The 25,201-nt window shown below is 55.5% G+C and carries 27 protein-coding genes; 8 read left to right on the top strand and 19 right to left on the bottom strand.

Translation table 11 applies throughout. The features are described from left to right. Window positions 1–127: 127 nt before the first annotated feature. The 4 genes from ACTCIA_RS04085 to zupT all read right to left on the bottom strand — a co-directional run bounded on the left by ACTCIA_RS04085 (window position 128) and on the right by zupT (window position 5,492). On the bottom strand, window positions 128–1,036 hold the full coding sequence (locus ACTCIA_RS04085) for a hydroxymethylglutaryl-CoA lyase (protein ID WP_463000528.1): 909 nt from the start codon (window positions 1,034–1,036) through the stop codon (window positions 128–130). Continuing rightward, window positions 1,017–2,663, bottom strand: coding sequence for a fatty acyl-CoA synthetase (locus ACTCIA_RS04090; RefSeq protein WP_463000529.1), 1,647 nt, complete (start codon window positions 2,661–2,663; stop codon window positions 1,017–1,019). The genes ACTCIA_RS04085 and ACTCIA_RS04090 overlap by 20 nt, the downstream gene beginning before the upstream one ends. 55 nt (window positions 2,664–2,718) lie before the next feature. Beyond that, the gene (locus ACTCIA_RS04095) at window positions 2,719–4,374 is read right to left on the bottom strand and encodes an AMP-binding protein (RefSeq protein WP_463000530.1); all 1,656 of its coding nucleotides are present in this window, start codon (window positions 4,372–4,374) and stop codon (window positions 2,719–2,721) included. Window positions 4,375–4,679: 305 nt separating this feature from the next. Then, entirely contained in the window at window positions 4,680–5,492 is an 813-nt protein-coding gene (zupT, locus tag ACTCIA_RS04100) for a zinc transporter ZupT (protein WP_463000531.1), read from the bottom strand. A 290-nt stretch (window positions 5,493–5,782) separates the two neighbouring features. On the opposite strand from zupT, the gene ACTCIA_RS04105 reads away from it, so the two are divergent. Continuing rightward, window positions 5,783–7,237 carry a catalase gene (locus ACTCIA_RS04105; RefSeq protein WP_463000532.1) on the top strand — a complete coding sequence of 485 codons (1,455 nt, stop codon included), beginning with the start codon at window positions 5,783–5,785 and terminating at the stop codon, window positions 7,235–7,237. Window positions 7,238–7,399: 162 nt separating this feature from the next. Next, entirely contained in the window at window positions 7,400–7,768 is a 369-nt protein-coding gene (locus ACTCIA_RS04110; RefSeq protein ID WP_463000533.1) for a DUF1330 domain-containing protein, read from the top strand. On the opposite strand, the gene ACTCIA_RS04115 is transcribed toward ACTCIA_RS04110, so the two are convergent. From ACTCIA_RS04115 to ACTCIA_RS04165, 11 genes are read right to left on the bottom strand one after another with little or no spacing between them, the layout of a single operon-like run. Then, complete coding sequence (locus tag ACTCIA_RS04115) at window positions 7,765–8,583, bottom strand: dihydroorotate dehydrogenase electron transfer subunit (protein WP_463000534.1); 819 nt, start codon at window positions 8,581–8,583, stop codon at window positions 7,765–7,767. The genes ACTCIA_RS04110 and ACTCIA_RS04115 overlap by 4 nt on opposite strands. Then, window positions 8,576–9,355, bottom strand: a complete 780-nt coding sequence (pgeF, locus tag ACTCIA_RS04120) for a peptidoglycan editing factor PgeF (protein ID WP_463000535.1) — start codon at window positions 9,353–9,355, stop codon at window positions 8,576–8,578. The genes ACTCIA_RS04115 and pgeF overlap by 8 nt, the downstream gene beginning before the upstream one ends. A gap of 18 nt (window positions 9,356–9,373) precedes the next feature. Continuing rightward, on the bottom strand, window positions 9,374–10,186 hold the full coding sequence (locus ACTCIA_RS04125; RefSeq protein WP_463000536.1) for a carbon-nitrogen family hydrolase: 813 nt from the start codon (window positions 10,184–10,186) through the stop codon (window positions 9,374–9,376). A 48-nt stretch (window positions 10,187–10,234) separates the two neighbouring features. After that, entirely contained in the window at window positions 10,235–11,095 is an 861-nt protein-coding gene (locus tag ACTCIA_RS04130) for a phosphoribosyltransferase family protein (protein ID WP_463000537.1), read from the bottom strand. Then, window positions 11,058–12,299 carry an isocitrate dehydrogenase (NADP(+)) gene (gene icd, locus ACTCIA_RS04135; RefSeq protein ID WP_463000538.1) on the bottom strand — a complete coding sequence of 414 codons (1,242 nt, stop codon included), beginning with the start codon at window positions 12,297–12,299 and terminating at the stop codon, window positions 11,058–11,060. Before icd ends, ACTCIA_RS04130 begins: the two co-directional genes overlap by 38 nt. Before the next feature lie 49 nt (window positions 12,300–12,348). Beyond that, complete coding sequence (rlmB, locus tag ACTCIA_RS04140) at window positions 12,349–13,125, bottom strand: 23S rRNA (guanosine(2251)-2'-O)-methyltransferase RlmB (RefSeq protein WP_463000539.1); 777 nt, start codon at window positions 13,123–13,125, stop codon at window positions 12,349–12,351. Next, window positions 13,122–13,757 (bottom strand): guanylate kinase, encoded by a 636-nt coding sequence (gmk, locus tag ACTCIA_RS04145; RefSeq protein WP_463000540.1) that lies wholly within the window; start codon window positions 13,755–13,757, stop codon window positions 13,122–13,124. The genes rlmB and gmk overlap by 4 nt, the downstream gene beginning before the upstream one ends. 7 nt (window positions 13,758–13,764) lie before the next feature. Continuing rightward, window positions 13,765–14,043: a DUF370 domain-containing protein gene (locus ACTCIA_RS04150; RefSeq protein WP_463000541.1), complete on the bottom strand. Its 279-nt coding sequence runs from the start codon at window positions 14,041–14,043 to the stop codon at window positions 13,765–13,767. A 36-nt stretch (window positions 14,044–14,079) separates the two neighbouring features. Next, entirely contained in the window at window positions 14,080–14,961 is an 882-nt protein-coding gene (locus tag ACTCIA_RS04155) for a YicC/YloC family endoribonuclease (RefSeq protein ID WP_463000542.1), read from the bottom strand. Continuing rightward, window positions 14,954–15,499 (bottom strand): DUF4416 family protein, encoded by a 546-nt coding sequence (locus ACTCIA_RS04160; RefSeq protein ID WP_463000543.1) that lies wholly within the window; start codon window positions 15,497–15,499, stop codon window positions 14,954–14,956. Before ACTCIA_RS04160 ends, ACTCIA_RS04155 begins: the two co-directional genes overlap by 8 nt. A 45-nt stretch (window positions 15,500–15,544) precedes the next feature. Then, on the bottom strand, window positions 15,545–15,718 hold the full coding sequence (locus tag ACTCIA_RS04165; RefSeq protein WP_463000544.1) for a Trm112 family protein: 174 nt from the start codon (window positions 15,716–15,718) through the stop codon (window positions 15,545–15,547). A 252-nt stretch (window positions 15,719–15,970) separates the two neighbouring features. On the opposite strand from ACTCIA_RS04165, the gene polX reads away from it, so the two are divergent. Then, window positions 15,971–17,701: a DNA polymerase/3'-5' exonuclease PolX gene (polX, locus tag ACTCIA_RS04170; protein WP_463000545.1), complete on the top strand. Its 1,731-nt coding sequence runs from the start codon at window positions 15,971–15,973 to the stop codon at window positions 17,699–17,701. Between the two features lie 46 nt (window positions 17,702–17,747). On the opposite strand, the gene ACTCIA_RS04175 is transcribed toward polX, so the two are convergent. Then, entirely contained in the window at window positions 17,748–18,524 is a 777-nt protein-coding gene (locus ACTCIA_RS04175) for a DUF1847 domain-containing protein (RefSeq protein ID WP_463000546.1), read from the bottom strand. A 167-nt stretch (window positions 18,525–18,691) separates the two neighbouring features. Continuing rightward, the gene (locus tag ACTCIA_RS04180; RefSeq protein WP_463000547.1) at window positions 18,692–19,327 is read right to left on the bottom strand and encodes a hypothetical protein; all 636 of its coding nucleotides are present in this window, start codon (window positions 19,325–19,327) and stop codon (window positions 18,692–18,694) included. A gap of 389 nt (window positions 19,328–19,716) precedes the next feature. Between ACTCIA_RS04180 and ACTCIA_RS04185 the strand changes: the two genes are divergently transcribed. Then, on the top strand, window positions 19,717–21,273 hold the full coding sequence (locus ACTCIA_RS04185; protein ID WP_463000548.1) for a sigma-54 interaction domain-containing protein: 1,557 nt from the start codon (window positions 19,717–19,719) through the stop codon (window positions 21,271–21,273). Here ACTCIA_RS04185 and ACTCIA_RS04190 read toward each other — a convergent pair. Together ACTCIA_RS04190 and ACTCIA_RS04195 are read right to left on the bottom strand one after the other, a co-directional pair. After that, window positions 21,167–21,604 carry a hypothetical protein gene (locus tag ACTCIA_RS04190; protein WP_463000549.1) on the bottom strand — a complete coding sequence of 146 codons (438 nt, stop codon included), beginning with the start codon at window positions 21,602–21,604 and terminating at the stop codon, window positions 21,167–21,169. The two genes, ACTCIA_RS04185 and ACTCIA_RS04190, sit on opposite strands and share 107 nt — an antisense overlap. Before the next feature lie 51 nt (window positions 21,605–21,655). After that, complete coding sequence (locus tag ACTCIA_RS04195; RefSeq protein WP_463000550.1) at window positions 21,656–22,123, bottom strand: MarR family winged helix-turn-helix transcriptional regulator; 468 nt, start codon at window positions 22,121–22,123, stop codon at window positions 21,656–21,658. 252 nt (window positions 22,124–22,375) lie between these two features. Here ACTCIA_RS04195 and ACTCIA_RS04200 point away from each other — a divergent pair, with 252 nt between their 5' ends. From ACTCIA_RS04200 to ACTCIA_RS04215, 4 genes are read left to right on the top strand one after another with little or no spacing between them, the layout of a single operon-like run. Beyond that, window positions 22,376–22,585 carry a 4Fe-4S dicluster domain-containing protein gene (locus tag ACTCIA_RS04200; RefSeq protein WP_181551248.1) on the top strand — a complete coding sequence of 70 codons (210 nt, stop codon included), beginning with the start codon at window positions 22,376–22,378 and terminating at the stop codon, window positions 22,583–22,585. A 4-nt stretch (window positions 22,586–22,589) separates the two neighbouring features. Continuing rightward, window positions 22,590–23,738 (top strand): 2-oxoacid:acceptor oxidoreductase subunit alpha, encoded by a 1,149-nt coding sequence (locus tag ACTCIA_RS04205; protein ID WP_463000551.1) that lies wholly within the window; start codon window positions 22,590–22,592, stop codon window positions 23,736–23,738. 15 nt (window positions 23,739–23,753) lie between these two features. Beyond that, entirely contained in the window at window positions 23,754–24,560 is an 807-nt protein-coding gene (locus tag ACTCIA_RS04210; protein WP_463000552.1) for a 2-oxoacid:ferredoxin oxidoreductase subunit beta, read from the top strand. Between the two features lie 8 nt (window positions 24,561–24,568). Further along, complete coding sequence (locus ACTCIA_RS04215) at window positions 24,569–25,126, top strand: 2-oxoacid:acceptor oxidoreductase family protein (RefSeq protein ID WP_463000553.1); 558 nt, start codon at window positions 24,569–24,571, stop codon at window positions 25,124–25,126. Window positions 25,127–25,201 lie beyond the last annotated feature (75 nt).

The following is a 25,201-nucleotide window of genomic DNA, read 5'->3' on the forward strand; positions in this document are numbered from 1 at the left end:
ATTGTTTGCAGGTATCATCGGTCTTTTGGCAATGGCCGCGGATATCAACACAACAATGTAAGGATTCGTAAGGATTTGTAACAAAACACCTTAGCAGGATATTTGCGGAAACGCAACAGCCCGGCGGCTACGCGGAGGTGCCGCTTTTCATGACCTGGCCGGGCAGGGCGCGGCCCAGGATGTTTTCCAGGATGCAGGCGGCCCTGATGAGCCCGTCAATGCCCATTCCCGTGCGTACGCCCATGGCCTCAAACATGTTGGCCACATCTTCTGTGGCCAGGTTGCCCGCGGCCAGGGGAACATTGGGACATCCGCCGATGCCGCCAAGGGAGGTGTCAAACATCTCTATGCCGGCAAGATATCCGGCATAGAGATTGGCTGCGGCAATGCCCCGGTTGTTGTGCAGATGCAGGCAGATTTGCGTATTGGGCAGGTGGTCTTTGAAAAAGGCCACTGTTTCGGTGATCTGTTTGGGATTGGCCATGCCGGTTGTATCGGCCAGGGTGATCCGGTCGGCTCCTTCCCGGACAAAGCCGCGGGCAATGGCCAGCACAGCGGATTTGTCCACCCGGCCTTCATAAGGGCAGCCAAAGGCCGTGGCAATGGCGGCGGCCACGGCCATGTTGCCGCCTGCGGCCAGTCCGGATATGGCCCTGAGATCCGCCATGGATTGCTCAATGCTGCAGCCCACGTTTTTCCGGTTGTGGGTCTCGGATGCGGAGACAAACATAATAAGCCGGTCAGCACCGGCATCTGCGGCTGCCCGGGCGCCCCTGAGGTTGGGCACCATGACTTCGTGGCAAAGCAAGCCCCGCGGCACCCGGTCCATCAATTCCAGGGCATCCTTGAGCTGGGGAATGGCCCTGGGACTGACAAAGGAGGTGGTTTCCAGGAAAACCACCCCGGCTGCGGCCAGGGCCCGGATCAGACGGAGCTTGTCGCCGGTGGCCACAAAGCCGGACTCTGACTGCAGTCCGTCTCTTAAGGCCACTTCCCGGATGATCACATCCGGCTTGTCAGTCTGCGCCGAATGCATCTTTGTATGTGTCCCGCATATCCCGTTTCAAAAGTTTTCCCGTGGGTGTTTTGGGCAGCTGGTCCACAAAAATGATTTTTTTGGGAACCTTAAACGGTGCAAGCTTTTGGCGGCAGATCTCCAGAATTTCCTCTTCACTGATGCTTTCTCCCTGCCTGGGAACCACCACGGCCGCGACAGCTTCCACCCACTTGGGATGGGGAACGCCGATGACCGCCACTTCCTCCACCCGGCTGTCTGTATAGACGGCTTCCTCCACTTCCCTGGAGGCCACGTTTTCACCCCCGGTTTTGACCATGTCCTTTTTGCGGTCCACCACCGTGATATAGCCGTCCTCATCGAGCTCGCCCAGATCACCGGAATGAAACCATCCGCCGCGCATCACGTCATCGGTTTTTTCCATGTCCTTGAAATACATCATCATGGCATGGGGGCCTTTGCCGCAGATTTCCCCGGGCCGGCCGGGTTCGTGGACAATTTCACCGGTATCGGCCTCAAGCCGGGTTTCCATGTTGAGCCCGGCCCGGCCGGCTGACCCCAGTTTGTCCCAGGCGTCCTCGGCCTTTAAAATGGTATGATACGGTGCCAGCTCGGTCTGGCCGTAATAGTTGTAGATTTTTGTTCCGGGCAGGCGTTCGAGCAACTCCCGGAGAACTTCCACCGGCATGATGGATGCGCCGTAATAGAGTTTTTTCAGGCTTGACAGGTCATGGCTGTCAAACTCCGGGTGGCGCAGGATGCCGATCCAGACCGTTGGCGGGGCAAAGAGCATGGTGGCCCTGTATTTTTCCACGTTTTTGAGGATCTGGCCGATATCCGGGCCCATCAGGATATTTGTGCCGCCGATGTAAAATATGGGATTTAAAAACACGTCGCGCTGGGCGCAGTGGTAGATGGGCAGGGCGTTGATGTTGATGTCGGCGCTTTCGTAGCCGCCGTCAAAAATGCATCCCATGTACTGGGAAAGCAGGGCCTGATGGTTGATGATCACCCCCTTGGGCCGGGATTCGGTGCCGCTGGTATAAGTCATCTGACAGGGATCCTCAATGCGCAGGAGCGTGTCGGGTTCGGTCTCCGGGTATTTCTGATACCAGTTGTCAAACTCCAGAAATTTTTCATCCGGCGGGTTTTGTCCTGCGCCCTGTCCGGACCAGATCAGGGTTTTGACCGTGGGCATCTCCGGGAGAACCTCTTTGACCAGGTCATAGAGGCTGTCTTCCACGATAAAAACCGTGCTTTCGCTGTGATTGATGCAATACTGGATATCCGGGCCGCGCAGCAGATAATTGATGGCCAGATACACGGCCCCGGCCTTGCAGCAGCCCAGCCATGTCAGAACGTGATGCAGGGTGTTGTGGGCCAGAATCGCCACCCGGTCGTATTTTTTCACACCCAGATCCAGAAGGGCATTGGCAGTCTGGTTGCAGGCCGCCTCCAGTTCCGTGTAGTTCATCTTCCGGTCCTGGAAGATCAGGGCGGTTTTGTCCGGATGATGATAGGCGCTTCTGCGGATCATGTCCGCAATGACCCAGCGGTTGACGCGGTTGTAGCGGTTGACCAGAAATTCCACGTTTTGCCGGGTTAATGATTCAAAGCAGGCTTTTTCGTCTTTTGGGTCTGTCTGCATCAGGGACTCCTTGTTGATTTTTTATAAGACGGGCAGCGGTGCGGTCAGGTGCGGTTCACGCATCAGCAGATTGATTCAGGGCCATTTCCCTGAGTTTGTACTTTTGGATCTTGCCTGAGGCTGTGGTGGGAAATTCATCAACAAAATAGATATAGCGCGGGATTTTGTGAAAGGAGATCCGGTCCTTGCAAAAGTTTCGGATTTCTTCGGCCGAAAGGCTGCTGCCGTTTTTTTGCCGGATAAAAGCGGCGACTTCCTCGCCGTATTTTTGATCCGTGATGCCAACGACCTGGACATCCTGGATCCCCGGATGGGTGTAGAGAAATTCCTCGATTTCCCGGGGATAAATGTTTTCCCCGCCGCGGATGATCATGTCCTTTAACCGGCCCTGGATTGTGCAGTTGCCGTGCTCGTCCATGCTGGCCAGGTCTCCGGTGTGCAGCCATCCGTCCGGATCAATGGCTTCCTTGGTTTTCTCCGGCATTTTGTAATAGCCTTTCATGATGTGATAGCCCCGGCTGCAAAGTTCCCCGGTTTCTCCGGGCGGCAGGGTCTGGCCGGTGACCGTGTCCACGATTTTGACCTCCACGTTGGGCAGGGCACGGCCGACGGTCTCGGTGCAGACTTTTAGGGAATCATCGCGCCGGGTCTGGGTGATGCCCGGCGAGCTTTCGGTCTGGCCGTAGACAATGGTCAGCTCCCTTGCCCCCATTTTTTCCATCACCCCTTTCATTACCTCCACCGGACAGGTGGAGCCGGCCATGACACCGGTGCGCAGCTGAGCCGTGTCATATCCCCTGTTTTCCATGGCTTCGAGTTCAGCGATAAACATGGTGGGAACACCGTGTAATGCCGTGCATTTCAGAGCTTCAATGGTTTCAAGTACCAGTTTCGGATCAAATCCGGTCACAGGTGCCATGGCGGCCCCGGAAACCGTGCAGCACATGGTGCCGATGACACAGCCGAAGCAGTGGAAAAAAGGCACGGGAATGCACAGGGTGTCATCAGGGCCCAGGGCCATGATTTCGGCCATGCTCCGGGCGTTGCCGATCAGGTTGCGGTGGGTGAGCATCACGCCCTTTGGATAACCGGTGGTGCCGGAAGTGTACTGCATCATGATGACATCATCGGGGTCCAGGCTTTGGGCCCGCTGGTCGAGTTCGGCATCCGGGATGCGGCTGCCCAGCTCCAGCATCCGGGACCAGGTAAACATGCCGGGAATATCGTTTTTGCCAAGGTGCACGATATTTTTGAGAAACGGCAGGTTTTGGGTTTCAAGCCTGCCGGGTTCGCAACTGTTCACCTCAGGGCAGACCCGGCGCAGGATCCGCAGATATTCATCAGGCTCACGCACCCCATGGGAGAGAATCAGCGTGGTGCTGTCGGATTGCTCCAAAAGATATTCGAGTTCATAAGCCCGGAAGTTTGTGTTGACCGTGACCAGTACCGCTCCGGCCATGGCGCTGCCAAACTGGGTGTAGACCCACTCGGGTAAATTGTTGGCCCATACGGCGATATGGTCGCCGCGTTTGACCCCAAGTGCCATCAGGCCCTTTGCCACCTGCCGGCAAATGTCTCTGAATTCGGAAAAGCTGTTTTCAAATCCATACTCATAGTAGGCAAGGGCAGTCTGGTCTTTGCGGTTTTTGGCATTGGCGTCTACGATGTCTCCGATGCGGGGCAGGGAAGCGGGAATTTCCATGGATGACATAAGTCGGCTACCTCCTGGATGCACATTGAAGGTTGCAATTTTGATGACCGGTTTGTGCTTTAAGCAATGAATGAATATATAAACAATGTTTTAAGAAAAATAAAGGGTAAAATTGATGGCGCCGTAAAAAGTCCAATATCTGCGTTACGCGCAACTTCTCAGAATTTCACGTACGGCTAAGTACGCTCCATTTTTCGAAATTGCGCAAGCCTTGATCTTGAACTTTTTACGGCACCATCTGAAATCAGGCTTTTTACGGTGCCATCAAAATTAACGCTTACGTTAAAATGCAGCTGTCCCCACGGTCATGCAAAAAGGACCAGGCTTGCCGCCATCACTGCCATGCCCACGATAAGGCCGTAGATTGACAGGTGGTGCTCCCCGTATTTTTCCGCGGTCGGCAGCAGTTCGTCAATGGAAATAAACACCATGATTCCGGCCACAGAGGCGAAAAGCATCCCGTAGACCAGGTCATTGAAAAACGGCAGGAGTATCAGATATCCCACCAGGGCGCCCAGGGGTTCGGATAAGCCTGAAAGAAACGACAGGGTAAACGCTTTTTTCCTGCTTCCTGTTGCATAATAGATCGGCACGGAAACGGCAATGCCCTCGGGGATGTTATGGATGGCAATGGCAACGGCAATGCTCACGCCCAGGGTGGGATCGCGAAGGGCCGTGGTGAACGTGGCCAGTCCCTCCGGGAAGTTGTGGATCCCGATGGCCACGGCTGAAAGCATGCCCATGCGCAGCAGGGCGTTTTTTTCAGCCACGGCCGCCACTTCCTCGAGATCCTCCACGTTTCGCACTTCATGGGGGTTTTCAAATGAGGGAACCAGTTTGTCGATCACGGCAATGAGCAGAATGCCGGCAAAAAAGGCCAGGGTGGTCATTTGGTAGCCGGCTGTTTTGCCCAGAATTTCGGCCAGCGACTCCCGGGCCTTGAAAAAGATTTCGATCATGGAGACATAGATCATCACCCCGGCTGAAAACCCCAGGGCCACTGAAAGAAAGCGGGTGTTGGTCTGTTTGGCAAAAAAGGCCAGAGCACTGCCCACGCCCGTGGCCAGTCCGGCCAGCAGGGTCAGTCCGAATGCGAACAGGACGGGATCTGCGGGCATGAAACTTTTCCTTTCAGCGCTTGGCGGTTGGATAGAGAATGTAAAGGCGCAGTTTTGGGAAACATAACCCGGATGCGGCCATGATGCAAAAATGAAAAATCGGCCGGCCTCATCTCATGCAAAAACCCGGAAATCGGTTTGACATTTGGGTGTATGCCAATATGTTTTAGGGAATAGAACATTTTGCCCTGTGTTGGCACAGGCTGCAAATATGCCATTTTCAAAAAAAGAGCAGTTTTCGCAAATTTTCCGCCAATTGGTACAGATGACACAAAGGAGGTATCACAACAATGGCAAAAGATGATCCCAAACCCACGACAAACGATGCCGGCAACCCCGTTGCCAGCGACGAGTTTTCCCTGACTGTCGGCCCGGACGGGCCGATTCTGCTCCAGGACCATTACCTCATGGAGCAGATGGCCAATTTCAACCGGGAGATGATCCCGGACCGCCAGCCGCACGCCAAGGGCTCTGGCGCTTTCGGACATTTTGAGGTGACTCAGGACGTCAGCGACTACACCCGGGCCTGTCTTTTTCAGCCGGGCGCCAAAACCGATGTTCTGGCACGGTTTTCCACCGTGGCCGGCGAGTCCGGCAGTCCTGACACATGGCGGGACGTGCGGGGCTTTGCCCTGAAGTTTTATACCGACGAGGGCAACTATGATATGGTGGGCAACAACACCCCGGTTTTCTTTGTGCGCGACCCGATGAAATTCCAGCATTTCATCCACTCCCAGAAGCGCCGTGCCGATTCCGGTCTGCGCGACCATGATATGCAGTGGGACTTCTGGACCCTGTCGCCTGAAACCGCCCATCAGGTCACCATTCTGATGAGCGATCGCGGGGTGCCCAAAAGCTACCGGCACATGAACGGCTACACGAGCCACACCTATATGTGGGTCAACGCCAAAGGTGAGCGTTTCTGGGTGAAATACCATTTTAAAACCGATCAGGGAATTGATTTTCTCACAGATGAAGAGGCCGACCGCATGGCCGGAACCGACCCGGATCTTCACCGGCGGGATCTGCATGAGGCCATCAAGCGCGGCGATTATCCGAGCTGGACCCTCAAGGTCCAGATCATGCCGTTTAAGGATGCAGAAAACTACCGGTTTAATCCGTTTGACCTGACAAAGGTCTGGCCGCACAGCGATTACCCTCTCCACGAGGTGGGCCGCCTGACGTTAAACCGGAATCCGTCTGATTTTCACACAGAAATCGAGCAGGCGGCCTTTGAGCCCAACAGCTTTGTCCCCGGCATCGGACCGAGTCCCGACAAAATGCTCCTGGCCCGCCTGATTTCCTACGCTGATGCCCACCGGGCCCGCCTGGGCGGCAACTACAAGCAGATTCCGGTCAACCGGCCCAAAAGCCAGGTCAACAGCTACAGCAAGGGCGGCAGAATGCGCATTGAAAATGTCTCTGATCCGGTATATGCGCCCAACTCCAAGGGCGGCCCCCAGGCCGACCCCAAACGTTACCCGGAAGATGCCGTGTGGAGCGCCAGCGGGGATTTTATCCGCGCGGCCGACACCCTGCGCAAGGATGATGACGATTTCATCCAGCCCGGCACCCTGGTGCGCGAGGTCATGGACGATGCCCAGCGCGACCGGCTGGTGTCCAATGTGGTGGGACACCTCAAAAAAGGCGTATCCGGGCCGGTGCTGGAGCGGGCCCTGGATTACTGGAAAAATATTGACCAAGAGATTGGCGAGCGCATTGCCAAAGGCGTAAAACAGGGATAACCGGCCTTGGCAGGGAAAAGAAAAGAATAACCCAAACCCCGGTTTCGCAATGCATCAGGGGCAATCGGCGCGGTTTTGTTTTGACTTTCGTGCGTTAGCTGTGTTTAAAAAGGCAGGACAGTCCAAGCGTGTCCGTCAAAATTCATTACAGGAGGTTTTTACGTGCCAACGATCCTGCCGGCTGCCGAACAGTTTGAAAATATCAGCGCTGTCTCTGATGACGGGGAACTGGTGATGGTCAACATGCTGCGCTTCAAACCCGAGGGGGGAGAAGCGCAGTATAACAAATATTCCCAGCTCATTTACCCGATTCTTACCAAAATCGGGGGCCGGGTGTTGTATTACGGCACCGGTGTGATGACCTTTATCGGTGATGATTACTGGGATGCGGTGCTGCTGGTGCAGTATCCGTCGCGCTCGGCATTCGTCCAAATGGTCACGGACCCGGAATACCTGGAGGCGACCAAGTACAGAACCGAGGGGCTGATCGACTCCCGGCTTTATGTGACCCGGCCGCGCTGGATGGGTTAGGTCAGGACTGCTGCATCAAAAACAGGGCCATGCTTGCACACATGCTGGTAGCCTTCGCTGTTTTCGCGGGTTTGGACCGCACAGCCCATGCATACGCCCAGACCGCAAGCCATCAGGGTCTCAATGGAAAGCTCGCAGGCGATGTTGGCCGACCGGGCGATTTTTCCAACAGCCATAAGCATTCCATGGGGTCCGCACGCATAGATCATGGCCGGATCGGCGGTTTTCATCCAGGTTTCCAGGGGTGCGGTGATCAGCCCGTGGAAGCCATGGCTGCCGTCTTCCGTGGCGGTTTTGGTCCGCACGCCCATCTGGTCAAACCGGTCTTTGCACAAAATATCGTTTTTGGTTTGCCCGCCCAGAAACACAGTGATCAGATCCGGATCCATTCCTGCCAGTTTTAACTGCCATACCAGAAAAACAAGCGGGGCCACACCAATGCCGCCGGCCACAACAGCTGCGGGCCTGGTGTGGGCAGTTACAGTAAACCCATGGCCGAGCGGACCCAGAAGATCCAGGCGGCTGCCAGCGGGCTGCCGGCTCAGTTTTGACGTAAATCCCCCCACCACCCGGTAAAGAATCTCGATTTCCGGGATCCCGTTTGAGCCGATGGTTACCTGGTGGATGGAAAAGGGCCGCCGCAAAAGCGGCTCTGTCTGATCCAGAAGCCTGAGGGTGACAAACTGTCCGGCGCCGGCACCGGCGTAATGGGCGCTGCATCGGGTCCGCAGCCGGAAATAGCTGTCTGAAATCCTTTTGTTTTCAGTTAGTTCAATGGTTTCCTGCACAACCCGGCCGCCGGTATTTTCATTCATATTGTGTCCTGTTTTTTTCTTTTTTCAGACCAATGACTGCAGCCATGCGCCCGGTTGCTTTTTCCCCCCGGTAGGAGAAAAACAGCCGGGGATTGCACCTGGTGCACATATGGGACAGCTCGATTTGCGACTTTCTGACCCCCGCGGCCCGGAGCTGATCCACGCTGATCTGCCAGAAATCAAACCGGTGCTGATCGTTTTTGTATTTCCAGAATTTTTCCGGAATTTCGGTTTCATAATGGACAAATTCGGCACAGCACGGGCCCAGCGACGGGCCGATGCCCGCGATCAGGTTTTCGGGATCAGTGCCGAATTTTTCCCTCATGGTGTGAATGCACCGGCCAATGATGTCGGCAATGCTTCCGCGCCAGCCCGAATGAATGGCGGCTGTTGTATGGCCGACCGGATCATGAAGCAACACGGCCTGGCAGTCTGCTGTGCGAACGGTCAGGCCGGCACCGGCCAGGCCGGAGATGATTGCATCGGCTTCCGGCGGGTTTGCCACGGCTTCATGGAGATCCGCCGGGGAGGATATAACCGATGCACTGGTGCCGTGGACCTGGTTGAGAAAAACCAGATCAGCGGCCCCCGTGCACCGGGCCGCCCGGGTGCGGTTTTGACGGGTGCTCTCTGCTGTGCTGAAATCCGTTTCTTTTGAACCTGTCTGCGACCGGTGGCCCAGGCGTGTAAAAAATGCGTGAAACACGCCCGGACAGTCGGAAAGATTTGAAAAACAGGCATATGTCAGGCCCAGGTGCCGCGTGAAAAACATGGGGTTTTCTTTTTGTGTTTAAGCCGGCGGATATGCCGCTGGCATGCGTTGGGCAACCGGGCAGAACCGGGTGCGCAGGTTGTCAATTACGGAAAAGTCCAGTTCGGCGGAAACATGTGCCGGAATTTGCCCGGCATCGGCCAGAATGACACCGTCCGGGGCAATGATCCGGGAATGACCGTTGAACCCGGAGCCTGCATCCCCGCATCTGTTGGCAGCCACCACAAATACCTGGTTTTCAATGGCCCGGGCCATGAGCAGGGCATCCCAGTGATCAATGCGAACGGCCGGCCACTGGGCGCAGACCACGATCATGCGCGCCCCGCCTGCGGCCAGATGCACGCCCATTTCCGCAAACCGAAGATCATAGCAGATCATGCATCCGGCCGGGATTCCATGGCAGTCAAATACCATGCTTTGCCGGCCCGGGGCAAACCATTTGTCCTCATCCAGCAGGGGAAACAGATGGATTTTGCGGTAGGCTGCAGCAGTCTGCCCGGTGGTGTTGATCACAAACATGGTGTTGTAAACACGGCCGTTTGCTTCTTCCGGAAGGGAGCCTGCAATGACCGCGCCGTAAGTTTTTGCCAGTCCGGCCAGAAAACCAATGATTTCCGGGGTTTTTCGGGCATGCGCCGGTGTTTTTTCCCCGTCATAGCCGCAGGACCACAGCTCGGGCATCACCACCAGCTGCGCCCCGCTTTTGCAGGTGTTTTCAGCGGCGGCCAGGCCGGTTTCAACGTTTTTGTCCACATCGCCCACAGCAACGTCAAACTGGCATACCGCAGCTGTCAGCCGGGTTCCGGATGGGCTTGCAGGGTCATGGATCATGGCTTTTTCCCCTGTATTGCGCTGAGTTCAGGCTTCGGGTTGAAATGTTTACAGGGCCCGGGCCAGGGTAAGCACGCTGACCCTGGCCGCCCCGGCCCGGTACAGGGCTTTTGCGCATTCGTCCAGGGTTGCGCCGGTGGTCATCACGTCATCGACCAAAAGCAGGCTTCGGTCCTTGCAAAACCCGGGCGCAGAGACATCAAAAGCGCCTTTGATGTTTTTTGCCCTTGCCTTTCGGTCCAGGCCGGTCTGGGGCCGGGTGTGAGTTTTGCGGCAAAGGGCCCGGTCATGGCAAATAACTTCCCAGTTTTGCAAATGGCCGCGTTCTGCGGCCATTTCGGGCCAGTGCCGGATCATCAGAAGCGCCTGGTTGTATCCCCGATGCCGCATCCGCCTGGTGTGAAGGGGCACGGCCATGACCGCGTCGATTTCCTCCGGATCAAACTGCCGGATAAATTCTTCATAAAGCAGCCCGCCCAATGGTTTTGCCAGGCAGGTGCGGCTGTTGTACTTATAGGAATGAATCAGTGAAAGTACGGCGCCGTCATAAATCAGTGCCGAGCGGGCCTTTGAAAAACTGCGCTTTTCTGTGATGCACCGGCCGCACATGTGATCCCCATCGTGCCGGCTTTTAAACGGCCGGCCGCAGCAGGGGCATATGGGGGAGTCCACAATGGGGATATCGGCCAGGCAGCCGGGGCACAGGACCGGTTCCAGCACCCGGCGGACAACGTCGCGCTTGTCGGACTGTCCCGTCGGGTCCGGCCGGGTGCCCGTCTGTTTGGCGCGCTCCGGCATAAAGCGGCCGCAGCCATGGCAGATTTCCGGGAAAACCGCTTTGATCAGGGCCCGGCCAATGCGGGCCTGAAGATCAGCATTTTTCCGGGTAGCTGCAGATGTTTTCCACAATGGCCTCTCCAAACTCCGAGCAGCAGAGCTTGCAGCTGCCTTTAATCTGACGGGCCAGGTCATAGGTTACATTGCCGCTTTTAACGGTTTCAGCCAGGCAGCTGCGGATGCGTCCGGCAGCTTCTGTCCATCCCATGTGATCGAGCATCATGGCCCCGGATAAAATCAGGGAGCTGGGATTGACCTTGTTGCGGCCGGCATACTTGGGGGCGGTGCCGTGGGTGGCTTCAAATACCGCGCACTGATCTCCGATATTGGCCCCGGGCGCCATGCCCAGTCCGCCCACCTGGGCGGCCAGGGCGTCGGAGATAAAATCGCCGTTTAAGTTGGGCGTGGCAATGACCCCGAATTCTTCGGGGCGCAGAAGCACCTGCTGAAACAGCATGTCCGCGATCCGGTCCTTGATCACGATTTTGCCTTCCGGGGCAGTGCCGTTGTGTTTTTCATACACCTCATCTTCGGTGACGGTAATATCCCCGAATTGTTCCCGGGCGGCTTCATAGCCCCAGGTGGCAAAGGCGCCTTCTGTGTATTTCATGATATTGCCCTTGTGCATCAGGGTCACGCTCGGATACCCGTTGTCTCTTGCATAGACAATGGCGCTGGCCATCAGGCGCTTGGTGTTTTTTGCACTCATGGGCTTGATCCCGATGCCGGAGCCTGCGGCAATGGTTTGGTTCAACTCGTCTTTTAAAAACGAGATGAGTTTTTCCGACTCCGGGCTCCCGGCCTGAAATTCCACGCCGGCATACAAGTCCTCGGTGTTTTCCCGGAACACCACCATGTTGATGTTTTCCGGATGTTTCATGGGGCTGGGCACCCCGGGGACGTATTTTACCGGCCGAACGCAGGCATACAGGTCCAGCACCTGGCGGATGGTCACGTTTAGGCTGCGGATGCCCTTTCCCACCGGTGTGGTCAAAGGGCCCTTTATGGCCACCACGTGCTGCCGGATGGCTTCCAGGGATTCTTGCGGGAGCCATTGGCCGGTCTTCTGATATCCTTTTTCACCGGCGTTGATTTCCTTCCACTCGATTTTGCGATTTCCCTTGTATGCATATTCAACAGCTGCATCAAGGACGGGTTGAGTGGCGCGCCAGATGTCGGGGCCGATTCCGTCGCCTTCGATAAAGGGGATGATGACATGGCCGGGAACGGAAAGCTTTCCGTTTTTATCAATGGTGATGGACGCTGCTGTACTCATGATATGCGGATCCTTTCCTGTAAAAAAAAGAAATCAACGGGTTTTTGCATTATTTTTTTTTCAAGGCGGCCGTACGCCGCTGGCGCATTGCTTCGTACACAGCCATGCCCCCGGCCACGGACGCATTGAGTGAATTGACCGGCCCGGATTGGGCAATGGCGCACAGAAAATCGCACCGGCGCTTAACCAGGGGGCGGATGCCCGTGTCTTCCCCGCCGATGATAAGAGCGCATTTTCCGGTCATATCGGTTTCGGCAATGGATTGGTGCGCCATATGATCCAGACCGATAATCCAGAATCCGTTTTTTTTCAAGTCTTTCATGTAATTGGCCAGGTTGGTGACCACGCAGATACGGGCATGCTCCATGGCGCCGGCTGAAGCCCGGGATGCGGCGGGCCCGGGGCCGGCAGACCGGTCCCGGGCAATGATGACTGCATCTGCGCCCATGCACACGGCCGTTCGGACCAGGGCACCGAAGTTTTGCGGGTCCACCACGCTGTCGAGCACCAGGAAAAAGGCATCAGGTCCGATTCCGGATTTTGCCTCCAGGAGCCGTGATCCGGCCATTGTGGGAAGCGGGCTGACCCGGGCGGCAATATCCTGGTGATAATCACTCCGGCTGAGTTTGTTTAACTGCTCGCCGCTGACGGCTTCCACGTAAATGTCGCTTTTCCGGATTTTTTCCGCAAGCTTGTTGACACGTTTGCCGGGATTTTCACGGCTGATGTAGACGCGCAAGACCTTTCGCCGGCCGGCTTTTAAGGCCTCCGTGACCGGGTGGATGCCATAGATGATTTCTTCCTTGGTCATATGATCGGGTTTCACAATCCGGTTCCGGAGTCAGGGTTGAAATGGCAGCCAACGGGCTGGCGGTTGTTTTCAATGACGGTCAGCAGCTCCTGTGCAGCCCGCTCGATCCGGTCATTGACAATAATATAACGGTATTCATGGCGGCATGCCATCTCCTCGGCGGCTGCGCGCAAGCGCTTTTCAATGATCTGCGCATCATCGCTGCCCCTTTTTTCCAGGCGCTTTCGCAAATCCTGCAAAGACGGGGGCATAATAAAAATGGTAACACTTCCGGCAAATCGTTCAACGATCTGGCGCGCGCCCCTGACATCAATGTCTAATAAAACATCATAGCCGGCAGCCATGTCCCGGGCCAGATCGTCTGCGCTGGTGCCGTAATAATTGTCATGGACCCTGGCCCATTCCGCCCACCGGTTTTCCCGGATCATCTGCTCAAATCGGGCTGCGGAGATGAAATGATAGTCCTTGCCATCGGTTTCCCCGGCCCTGGGGGCGCGGGTGGTGTAGGAGACGGAGAAGACCATGTTTTCCAGTTGCGGCAGGATGCGGCGGCACAGGGTGGTTTTGCCGGTGCCCGAGGGGGCGGATAAGACAAATAGGCGTCCGGTTCTTTGGCGGCCGGATGTGGTTTTGTCCATATCGGTCATTTTCCGGTTATCCCTTGCCGGTCTGTTTGTCCCGCTGTTTTTCTTTCAGCATTGAAAACCGCTGGGAAATGGTTTCCGCCTGCATGGCTGAAAGAATGATATGGTTGGTTTTGGTAATGATGATGGAACGGGTGCGCCGTCCGTGGGTTGCGTCAATTAAACGGTTCTGATCCCTGGCATCATCTCTGAGCCGTTTCATGGGCGCGGAGTTGGGAGACAGGATGGCAATGACCTCTTCGGCGACAATGGATCCGCCGAAGCCGATGTTTAGCAAATTGTAGTCCATGGGCTCTCCTGGGACTGGTTGGGTTGAGGGTCAATGTTATTCGATGTTCTGGACCTGCTCCCGGAGCTTTTCCAGTTCGGTTTTCACGGAAACAACAATATGGGAAATATCCGCACTGCCGGCTTTCACCCCTATGGTGTTGACTTCCCGGTTCAACTCCTGCAATAAAAAATTCAGCGGTTTTCCAGCAGGTGCATCCGCTTCCATAATCTGCCGGAACTGCCGGACATGGCTTGCGGCCCGGGTCAATTCCTCGGAAATATCGCTTTTGTCCGCCAGCATGGCGGCTTCCTGGGCAATGCGCGTGGGCTCAATTTCCACATGGTCGGCGGTCAGTTCCCGGACTCGGGCCTGAATTCTCTGATGGCAGGCTTCTACCAGGCCCTGGCGCAGATTGTCAATGCGTTCAATGCAGTTTTCGATAAATGCCAGGCGCGCTTCCATGTCCCGTGCCATGGCCTGTCCTTCATCTGCGCGCATGGCCTCAAAGGCTTCCAGGGCCTTTTGCATGGCCTGCTCCGTTGCCAGGGACAGGGTCTCTGCGTCTGCTTGATTTTCCACGGTTTCAACAATGCCGCTGATCCCCGCCAAATGCGAAATGCCAATGGCTTCGGTGATGCCAAAACGGTGTTTGAGTTCATCCAAGGCCGCGTAATAGGCGTCTGCCAGTTGCGGGTTGACTGCAAAGTTCCAGCAGGTCTGTTCATCAACCCGGATTTGGATGCGGACTTCAGTGCGGCCCCGGCTGATGCAACGGCCAACCGCCTGCTTGACCATATCTTCGAGCCAGCCGTAGGAAGAGGGCAGTTTCACGGCCAAGTCCAGGTAACGGCTGTTGTAGCCGCGCATTTCCACGGTGACGGTGATGTTGTCTATGCTGTGTTCGATACCGGCAAAAGCGGTCATGCTTTTAATCATTGGCCTTCGCTGCTGCCTCCTTTATGTCAAAAACATACTTGCGGCGCACCTGGTGGAGAAATTCCGACATTTCCCCGGCTGCGTAATCCGGATAGGTCCAGGGCAGGGTTTGGAAATCGCCCTTTTGGTAAATCAGGGTCAAATCCGCATAAATCCCTTCGCCGATATAGATCCGGTGGGAAAAGTTTTTCCCGGTGGCCAGTACGAAACGCTCCCGCAGCAGATAGCCCGGGTCAATATTGACCCGGCGCTTGTCATTATCTGCAAATTCGGCTTCAATTGCGTTGGTGGTATGTTTGATTTGCGACAGCGCATCCTGGTTTATCATGTTTTGAAATGCAAGCATGCGCCGAAACAACCCGGTTCCCATTTCACGCTCGTAATACCGGGTGTAGTCAAAGGCAAGCCAGCGGCTGATCATGTCCACAGGCCCGAAGGCCTCAGAAAGCCGCGCGGCAACTGGCATGATCAATTCCTTGTCCGCCATAAAGGCGCCGATGACAAGCTTTGCGGGTGCGGGCGCAGATGGCTGGCTCATGGAAAACACTGTCTGTTGCCGTGGTTTGTATTCGGATTCAGGCGGTTAATCGCCAACCGGCCGGGCCTCGTCAACGAGCATCACCGGAATATCGTCCCGGATCTCAAATTCAAGACTGCAGTTGTCACAGATCAGGGCGTCGCCGCGGTTGTTGAGATATATGGTCCCTTTGCATTGGGGGCATACCAGAACTTCCAGCAATTCCTGGCTGATGGCCATGGGTATGGTCTCCTGTGTGTTTTGGGCTGTTTACGTTTAAACCATTTTTCTATACCAGAGGCGCCCGGGCGATGCAAAAGGAAATTCCGTGCATATTATTGGCTTCAGTTGAATCGGCAGTGAATTTGTAATGTTAAAAATCCTTGACGACCGTTTCAAGCATCGATACTTAGGGTTTTAAGCCATGCGACCGGCAGGCGGTATAACAGCAATTGGCAAACGGGTGCGGATCATGCCCGGGGGAGAAGTGCAATGTTTCTGCAGAACAATGAAATCCGGGATCTTCTCAATCAGGTGGCGGATCTGCTGGAGATCCGGGACGACAATCCGTTCCGGGTCCGGGCCTACAGGGAGGCGGCCCGGGTTATCGAGCAGATGTCTGAACCTGTGGCCTCCCTGGTCAAGGCCAACAAAGATCTGAGCCAGTATCGGGGCATCGGCCGGGATCTGGCTGCAAAGATCCGGGAAATTGTGGAAACCGGGGGGCTTGAGCAACTGCGCCAGCTGCGCCAGGAGTTGCCCTTATCCCTGCTGGACTTGATGCAGGTGCCTTCTCTCGGGCCCAAAAAAACCGCCCAGCTTTACAAGCACCTGGGCGTGGCCAGTCTCGAAGATCTGGAACGGGCCGCCCGGCGAGGGCAGATCGCTGATTTAAGCGGTTTCGGGGAAAAAAGCCAGAAGCATATTATTAAATCCCTGGGCCGGGTGAAAAAATCCGGGGAAAAACGCCTGCTTTGGAGCGATGCGGCCGTCCATGCCAGGGCTCTGGAACAGTATCTCATGGATATCGAAGGTGTGCGCCGGGTCAGGGTGGCCGGCAGCTTCCGCAGGGGAAAGGAAACCGTGGGGGATCTCGATGTTCTGGTCACCTGCGCCCGGGGTCGGGAAAAGGATGTCATGGAATCCTTTGTTTCCTTTGAAGGGGTGAAAAATATTTTGTCCCACGGCAAAACCAAAAGCAGTGTGATCCTGCGTCCGGGACTTCAGGTGGATCTGCGCATCGTCGCCCAGGTCAGCTACGGGGCTGCCCTGCATTATTTTACCGGTTCCAGAGCCCATAACATCGCCGTTCGCAAACTGGCCCAGGACAAGGGGTACAAAATTAACGAGTACGGTGTGTATCAGGGGGAAAAGCGGGTTGCCGGAAAAACTGAAAAAGAAGTTTATGCTTCAGTGGGCCTGACTTATATCCCGCCGGAACTGCGCGAAAATCTGGGTGAAATCGAGGCCGCTGCAGAAAACCGCCTGCCTGCCCTGCTCAAAAGAAGTGACATCCGGGGAGACCTGCACTGCCACACCCGCCGCACAGACGGCCACGGCAGTCTTGAGGAAATGGCCCGGGGCGCTATTTCCATGGGATATCAATATTTGGCCGTTACCGAGCATTCCCAGAAAGTGGCCATGGCCGGGGGGCTCAATGAAAAGCAGGTCCTCCAGTACATGGAGAAAATCGATGCCATTAATGAGCAGTTTTCCGGCTTCCGGTTGCTCAAGGGAATGGAAGTTGATATTCTGGCCGACGGACGCCTGGACCTGGCTGATTCCGTGCTGGCCAAACTGGATCTGGTGGTCTGTTCGGTGCACTACCAGCAGCGCATGGATGAAAAAAAGCAGACCGAACGGATTATCCGGGCCATGGACAACCCCTATTGTCATATTCTGGGCCATCCCACAGCCCGGCTGATCAATACCCGGGATCCAATGGAAATTGACCTGGAAAAGATCATCCTGGCGGCAAAAGACCGGGGTGTGATCCTGGAGTTAAACGCCCAGCCGGATCGGCTGGATTTGCCCAGCCCCTACTGCAAGATGGCTGCAGAATCCGGGGTGCGCATAGCGGTTTCCACGGATGCCCACAGCGTGGAAAATCTCGAATTGATGGAAAACGGTATTGCCGCGGCGCGCCGGGGATGGCTGACCCGCAATGATGTGGTCAACACCCGGTCTCTTTCAGAATTGCTGCGCCTTTTGCGGCGTCCATAAACCACCCCTGCAGTTACAGGCCGGGGCGAAAGCCGCTCCGGTGGTCTTATTTTTCGTTTTTTTCAGGTGGGTCCTCTGTCATGATGTCGATTTTTTCCCATTCCCCTTTTGCTCTGGTGAGCCCGGCCGGATTTTTGAGGCGTCCGTAATAGGGGGTTGCAGACAGATAAATGGCCGCCAGGGGATTGTGGCCCAGCACCCGGTCTTTGACTGCCAATACCGTGCAAGGTACTTTGCAGTATTTGAGAAACAGGGTGTCATGCCCCACGCACAGGCCCAGCATGACGGCCAGGTCCACCTCCTGGCGGTTTAACAGCTCGGCCTGAACAATGGGATTGCACATGGATTCCATGGCCTCCGGGCCCCGAATTTTTTCGTCTCCTGTCAAACCGATGGATTCCTTTGGGGTTCTGCCCACCTTGCAACAGACCGAGGCCACATCAAATCCACCGGCTTCGAAAATTTTTGAAACCTCCCGTGCCTCCCTGCGCAGGCCGATGCAAAAGGCCAAACCCAGGGTGGTATAATTGCACTTGGCGGCAAACTGCATGGTCTCTTCAATTCGCGGAATCCGGGTTCTTAGGTTCCGGCCGTCAAACTCATAACACTGGGCTTCCTGGATTGAGGCCCGGCGGGCGAATTCCTGAATGTTGCTTCGGTGATAGTGGGTGATTCCCTCGCGGACGACTTGCTCATACCGGCGCATGGGGCACGCAGTGGGCGCTTTTTCAATGGCGGGCAGGGGGTCGTTGAGGTTTGCAGCCGGATAACAGGTTCCCCCATCGCAATAAGCGCATTGTGTATAAAGGGTTTTATCATTCATGGACAAGGACTCCTTTTCATATTTCCTCTTCTATAGCAGAGCCGGGGCCGGGGAAACAACCCTGGTTCGGAAATTGTCAAAAGGAGATCATGCCCGACAGGCTGCAGGAGGGGTATATATACCCTTCCTGCAGCTTTTTATCGATGGTGCCAAAATCCGGTCCGGGCCTAACTGTTGGTCGGGCAGTGCCCGGAAATGGCCCCGGGAATCTGTTTTACCGCCTTGTTGATGACCTTTTGGACGGAAAGGTTTTTTGCCGGCCTGGCGATATCCAGGGTGTCGGACCACAAGGCGTTTCCGGTTTTGGTATCGTAGAGCCGGGCTTCAACCATCACATGTTTCCATGCCGTGGCGTTTTGACGGATATACTGCTGCTGATGCGCAGACCAGTTACCCCCGGTATCGCCAGGGCCCAGGTAGAACAACACCGGATCATAGGAGGAGAACGCATATGTTTCCTCCATGCCGGCCACCCGGGCCAGAAATACGAAATCGATTCCCCGGTTACCGGCTTGTTTCAGAAGTGCTTCGCGGTCGAGTCCGGAAGCCTCCGGGATTGCCGAATAGCTTGCAACCGCCTCCACTCCCTGATTCTTGAGCTCACGACACAAGGCGTCTTCAAATTGTTTTCTTGCTTGATCGTTATCGGAGACGCCGGTGATCATCAGTTTTTGGCCCGGCTGCATTCCGCAGTCGCCGGCAGTTGACGCTGCCATGCGGCTGCCGGTGGCTGCACAGGCGGTCAAAGAGCAGATCAGGGCTCCCATCAGAATCACGTACAGACCCGTTTTCAATTGTTTCATTGTCATCTCTCCTTTACTCTATTGTATGTTATAATAATTCATGCCATTTTGATGGCGCCGTAAAAGTCCAATATCTGCGTTACGCGCAATTTCTCAGAATTTCACGTACGGCTAAGTACGCTGTATTCTTCGAAATTGCGCAAGCCTTGATCTTGAACTTTTTACGGCACCATCTGAAATCAGACTTTTTACGGTGCCATCATTTTTGAAATTCGGCAGAAGCGTAAAAAGCTTTTATTTGTGATAATGCCAGATCTGTGCCAAAATGATAAATTTAATTATTTCAATTATTTATAAAATAAAAAGTATTTTATTTGTCATATATGAACAAAGCGGTTTGGTTGGATATGACAAATTAGTTATATATGACTAAACATCCGGGAGATATTATGCAGGTGGATGGCAATGAATTTTTCCGGCAGGCAACTGTCCGGATATGCAGCAGTTTGGATATTGAAGTGGCCCTGAAACGGATGCAGCAATATGCAAACCGGTTTTTGCCCGCCGGTTTCATATCCCTGGTGCTGTTTGATCCGCAGAAAAACGTGATCCGCAATATCGCGGGAAAAATTTCAAAAACCGCGGAAAAATACGGCCGGGAAGTCTCGCTGCCCGATACCCGGGAGATGCGGGCCAGGTGGATCCAAAAACAGGTGGAACTGGAAGCCTATATGGTGGTCAATAACCTGGAGCAGGACCCGGACCTGCTGGACTTGTTCACCCGGCTGGGCCTGGATGCCGACATTTCCTTTATTATGATCCGGCTGGAGCTGGAGGGAAACCGTATCGGGGGGCTCTGGGTGTCGACGGCCGGCCGTAACCAATACACCAAAGAGCAGGCGGAATTGCTGCAGATTATCCATGAGCCCGTGGCCATTGCCATGTCCAATGTGCTCCAGCACCGGGAGGTGCTGGAGTTAAACCGGCAGCTCACAGATGATATCCGCCATCTTCACGCGCGGCTGCATGAAAAGACGGACACTGAAATCATTGGTGCAGACCAGGGATTGCATCAGGTTACGGAAATGGCCCGGCAGGTGGCCGGGCTGGACAGCCCGGTTTTGATTCTGGGCGAAACCGGGGTGGGCAAGGAAGTGATCGCCAATTTTATTCATGACCATTCCCACAGGCGAAACGGACCGTTAATCAAGGTCAACTGCGGGGCTATTGCAGAAGGCCTCATGGACAGTGAATTGTTCGGGCATGAAAAAGGGGCGTTTACCGGTGCTGTTGAAAGAAAAAAAGGACGCTTTGAAAGGGCTGACCGGGGCACCATTTTTCTGGATGAAATCGGAGAGCTTTCCCCCCAGGCACAGGTTCGGCTGCTGCGGGTGCTGCAGGAAAAAGTCATTGAAAGGGTAGGCGGATCCAGGGAGATTGCCGTCAATGTCCGCATTTTATCCGCCACCCACCGAAACCTTCAGGACATGGTGGCAGACGGACGCTTCCGGCAGGATTTGTGGTTCCGGCTCAATGTGTTTCCCATTTCCATCCCGCCCCTGCGCGAGCGAAAGGAAGATATCCCCGAGCTGGTGAATTTTTTCATGCAAAAAAAAGCACAGGAGTTGAAAATCAAGCAGCCTCCTGAACTGCAGGGCGGGGCTTTGCGCCAGCTGCTGGCCCATGACTGGCCCGGCAATGTGCGGGAACTGGAAAATCTCGTGGAAAGGGCCCTGATTCAATACCAGGGGGGCCGGATTTCCTTTTCCGGATTTTTCCGGAAAAATTCGTCGTTTTTGCAGGATACGGACGAAGTGCGGGAATTCGGCCCGATGCCGACTTTAGATGAGGTGATGGCCGAACATATCCGTAGGGTGCTGAAGGCCACAAACGGCAAGATCAGCGGTCCCGGTGGTGCCGCCGAGATTTTGGGCCTTCATTACAGTACCTTGAGGCACCGTATGCAGAAGCTCGGGATCTCTGTTGACCGAAACCCTTCCGGATGATCTTCACGTGTCTTTCTTCATAATAAACCGGGCCTTTTTTCTGGTAACGGCTGTGGCTCCGGGCCTTCCAGTGGCCCCGGGCCCTTGAGTGACTCCGGCTGTAGCGCGGCGGCGGGTATGCCCGGTAACCCCGGTTTTGGTGGATCACCGTGACATGGTCCGGGCCGCTGTTGTTGTAGCTGCTGATAATGGCATGGCCGACAATGGCCGCGCCCACCCCGATGGCAACGCCTTCCCACCGGTGGCGCTGTTTGTCTCCGGCAGATGCGGATGTGCCGGCAAAAGCCACCAGGCAGACCGCAACGAGAAGTACAGTCAATATCTTTTTCATTTTTTGCCTCCTTTTTTTCGTGCTTTCAGTCCACGCGGGATGTGGTGCCGGTTAATCCCGGGATTCCGCGTGCCGGGTGATTTCCCGGTCCACCAGTTCGATTGCCCGGTCCACCACACGCTGCAGTACGGCAATTTCGTCCGGCTCATCGCCAATAGCGGCGGCCAGGGGCTTATAGCTTCTGGCCTGCCGGGCCTTGATCTCCGCAACCTTTTCACGGCCTTTCTGCGACAGCTCAATTAAGTGCACCCGCATGTCGTTTCGGTCCACTTTCATGTCCACCATTTCCAGTTCTGATCTGAGCCGTTTGACATCCGTGGACAGGGTGCTCTGCCTGACTCCGGGAAAAAAGCGCAGCAGGTCGCTCATGCTCATGGGGCCCTGGGTGCTGAGGATTTCAAGAATCAGCATTTCCCGGTCCTTGAGCTCTCCGGCCTCGCTTCCCGCAGCCTCAATGGCCCGGTAAATGCGCATTTTGATGCTTAATCTGGCGATGTTTGTAAAAAGATCCTGAATCATTGCCCTGCCTTTTTCTGAAAGCGTGTTTGAAACCAGTTGACAACATCAAGATAGTTTTGTCAATAAAAATAGTTCATAAAAATGATATATTTTATGAAAATGATATATCTGAGCCAAATCTGCGGCATCTGCGTCAAACAAGGGAAGCGTGGGGGGATGACCGAGTCCCGGTATGACAGGCGGTGAAATCAGGCTTGATTTTTCGGGCTGACACAGGCACAATGCAGTTTCATGAATCGCGGAGCTTGGAAAATGGCAAAAAAGAAATTAAAAGCCCATCACATTGAACGCACCTGGTGCAAGGGGTGCGGAATTTGCGTGCATTTCTGCCCCAAGCAGGTACTGGCGCTCGATGAGCACAACATTGCCTATCCTGCCGATCCGGAAGCCTGTATCTGCTGCCGCATGTGCGAATACAGGTGCCCGGACCTCGCCATTGAAGTCGAATGTCAGGAGACTTGAACTGATGCAGGGCAAAGTGAAATTCATCCAGGGAAACGAGGTCTGCGTGGAGGCTGCCCTTTATGCGGGCCTGGCGTTTTTTGCCGGCTATCCCATCACGCCCTCCACCGAGATTGCCGAAGCCATGTCCGCCCGCCTGCCGCAGATCGGGGGCCGGTTTTTGCAGATGGAAGACGAGATTGCCTCCATCTGCGCCATTATCGGGGCCTCCTTGACCGGCCGCAAGGCCATGACCGCCACCAGCGGCCCCGGTTTTTCCCTGATGCAGGAAGCCCTTGGCTATGCCGTGATGACCGAAATTCCCTGCGTGATCGTGGATGTGCAGCGCGGGGGTCCGTCCACCGGTCTTCCCACCCATGTGGGGCAGGGCGATGTCAATCAGGCCCGCTACGGCACCCATGGCGATCATGCAATTGTCGCCCTGACCGCCTCCAATCACCAGGACATGTTTGCCATCACCGTGGAGGCCTTCAATATTGCCGAGACTTTCCGCACCCCGGTGATTCTGCTGTTTGACGAGGTCACCGGCCACATGCGCGAAAAGGTGGTGATTCCCGAAAAGGGTGAAATCGCACTGGTGGAGCGGCTCAGGACATCTGTTGAAAGCGGGGTGGACTATCACCCCTATCTGCCCCGGGAAGACGGGCGGCTGCCCATGTCGGATTTCGGCGGGGTGCACCGCTACAATGTCACCGGGTTGTATCATGATATGTGGGGCTTTCCTTCAGATGACCCCAAAATTGTCTATGGCCTGATCCGGCACCTCATGGATAAAATCCAGAATTATGCCGGCAACATGACTTTTTTTCGGCAGGATCACATCGAAGATGCCCACACGGTTCTGGTTTCCTACGGTGCGGCCGCCCGCTCGGCCCGGCATCTGGTGGAAAACCGCCGCAAGCGCGGCGAAAGGCTGGGTCTGCTGGAACTGCAGACGCTTTGGCCGTTTCCCGGGGATGTGGTTCGCAAGGTTTGCAAAAATGCCGATTACATCGTGGTGGTGGAATTAAACGCCGGCCAGGTGATCCGGGAGGTAAAACTGGCCGTGGACCGGCCCGAGCGGGTGTATCTGGCCAACCGCATTGACGGCCAGTTGATTTCCCCCACGGATATCCAGAACATCCTGCGGCTGCTGCATGGCAAAGGCGTATAATTTTAAGGTGATTTGATGTCTGTCAAAGACTATATCCGCGAACGGTTTTTCCCGCACATGTGGTGTCCGGGCTGCGGCCACGGGGTGGTGTTAAACGCCATGATCCGGGCCATTGAATCGCTGGGCATGAGCAAAAACGAAATCGTCATGGTTTCGGGCATCGGCTGTTCGGCGCGGATTTCCGGGTATGTGGATTTCCACTCCATGCACACCATCCACGGCCGGGCCCTGGCTTTTGCCACGGGCATCAAGATGAGCCGGCCGGAGCTAAATGTGATCGTTCCCATGGGCGACGGAGATGCGCTGGCCATCGGGGGCAATCATTTTCTGCATGCCGCCCGGCGCAATATCGAAATGACGGCCATTGTCATGAACAACCGGATTTACGGGATGACCGGCGGGCAGTTCTCCCCGCTGTCGGGTTATGCGGCTGCGGCCTCCACTGCGCCCTATGGCAACATTGACCACGGCTTTGACATTGCAAAGCTCTCCGAGGCGGCAGGGGCGACGTTCGTGGCCCGGACCACAACCTATCATGTTCATGAACTTTCCCGGCTGATCCGGGATGCCATTTTGCATGAAGGATTTTCCGTGCTTGAGGTGCTCACCCAGTGTCCCACGTATTTTGGACGCTACAACCGGGCCGGGGATGCCCCGGAAATGATGGAGACCTATAAGAACCGCACTGTTGCCGTGGGTTCTGAAAAAAAGAACCAGGACCCGGATCTGATCGAGCGGGGCGTGTTTGTGAAAAAAGAGCTTCCGGAATATTGCCGGGAGTATGAAAAAGTCATCGAAAAAAACCAACAAAAGCAGACGTAAAAGAAGGCATGATGGAAAAGTGCAGGCTGGTTTTTTCCGGTTCCGGGGGGCAGGGCGTCATCACCGCGGCGATCCTGCTGGCAGAAGCCGCTGTCCTCCACGAAGGGTTAAATGCGGTCCAGTCCCAGAGCTACGGGGCCCAGGCCCGGGGCGGGGCTGCCCGAAGCGATGTGATCATCTGGGACAAGCCCGTTTACTACCCCAAGGTGGTCCAGCCCAATGTCCTGGTCTGCCTGACCCAGACCGCATACAACAAATACCATCCCACCATCCGCCCCGGCGGCCTGCTGATCACTGATACCGCCCTGGTAAAAGTGGACAAAAGCGCTGAAGCCCGTCTGGCGCAGCTGGCGTTTCAGGATCAGGTCAAACAGGAGATGGGCAATACCCGGGGTCTGAATATCTGCGTGCTCGGTGCCGTGGCCGCCCTGACCCAAATCGTTTCCATCCCCAGCCTGGAATCAGCCGTGGCCGGCCGCTTTGATGAACGATTCCGGGAAGCCAACCTCAAGGCCCTGCACATGGGAATAGCGCTTGGAAGCCAGAGCTCTTCGGTCAGCGTTTAGCGAAACCGCCTGTGCCGCCTGCCTGTTGTTGAAAAAATGATCATAATGCTTGAACAGGGTTAAATTAAATGATAT

It is taken from the genome of Desulfosalsimonas sp. (assembly GCF_055149105.1).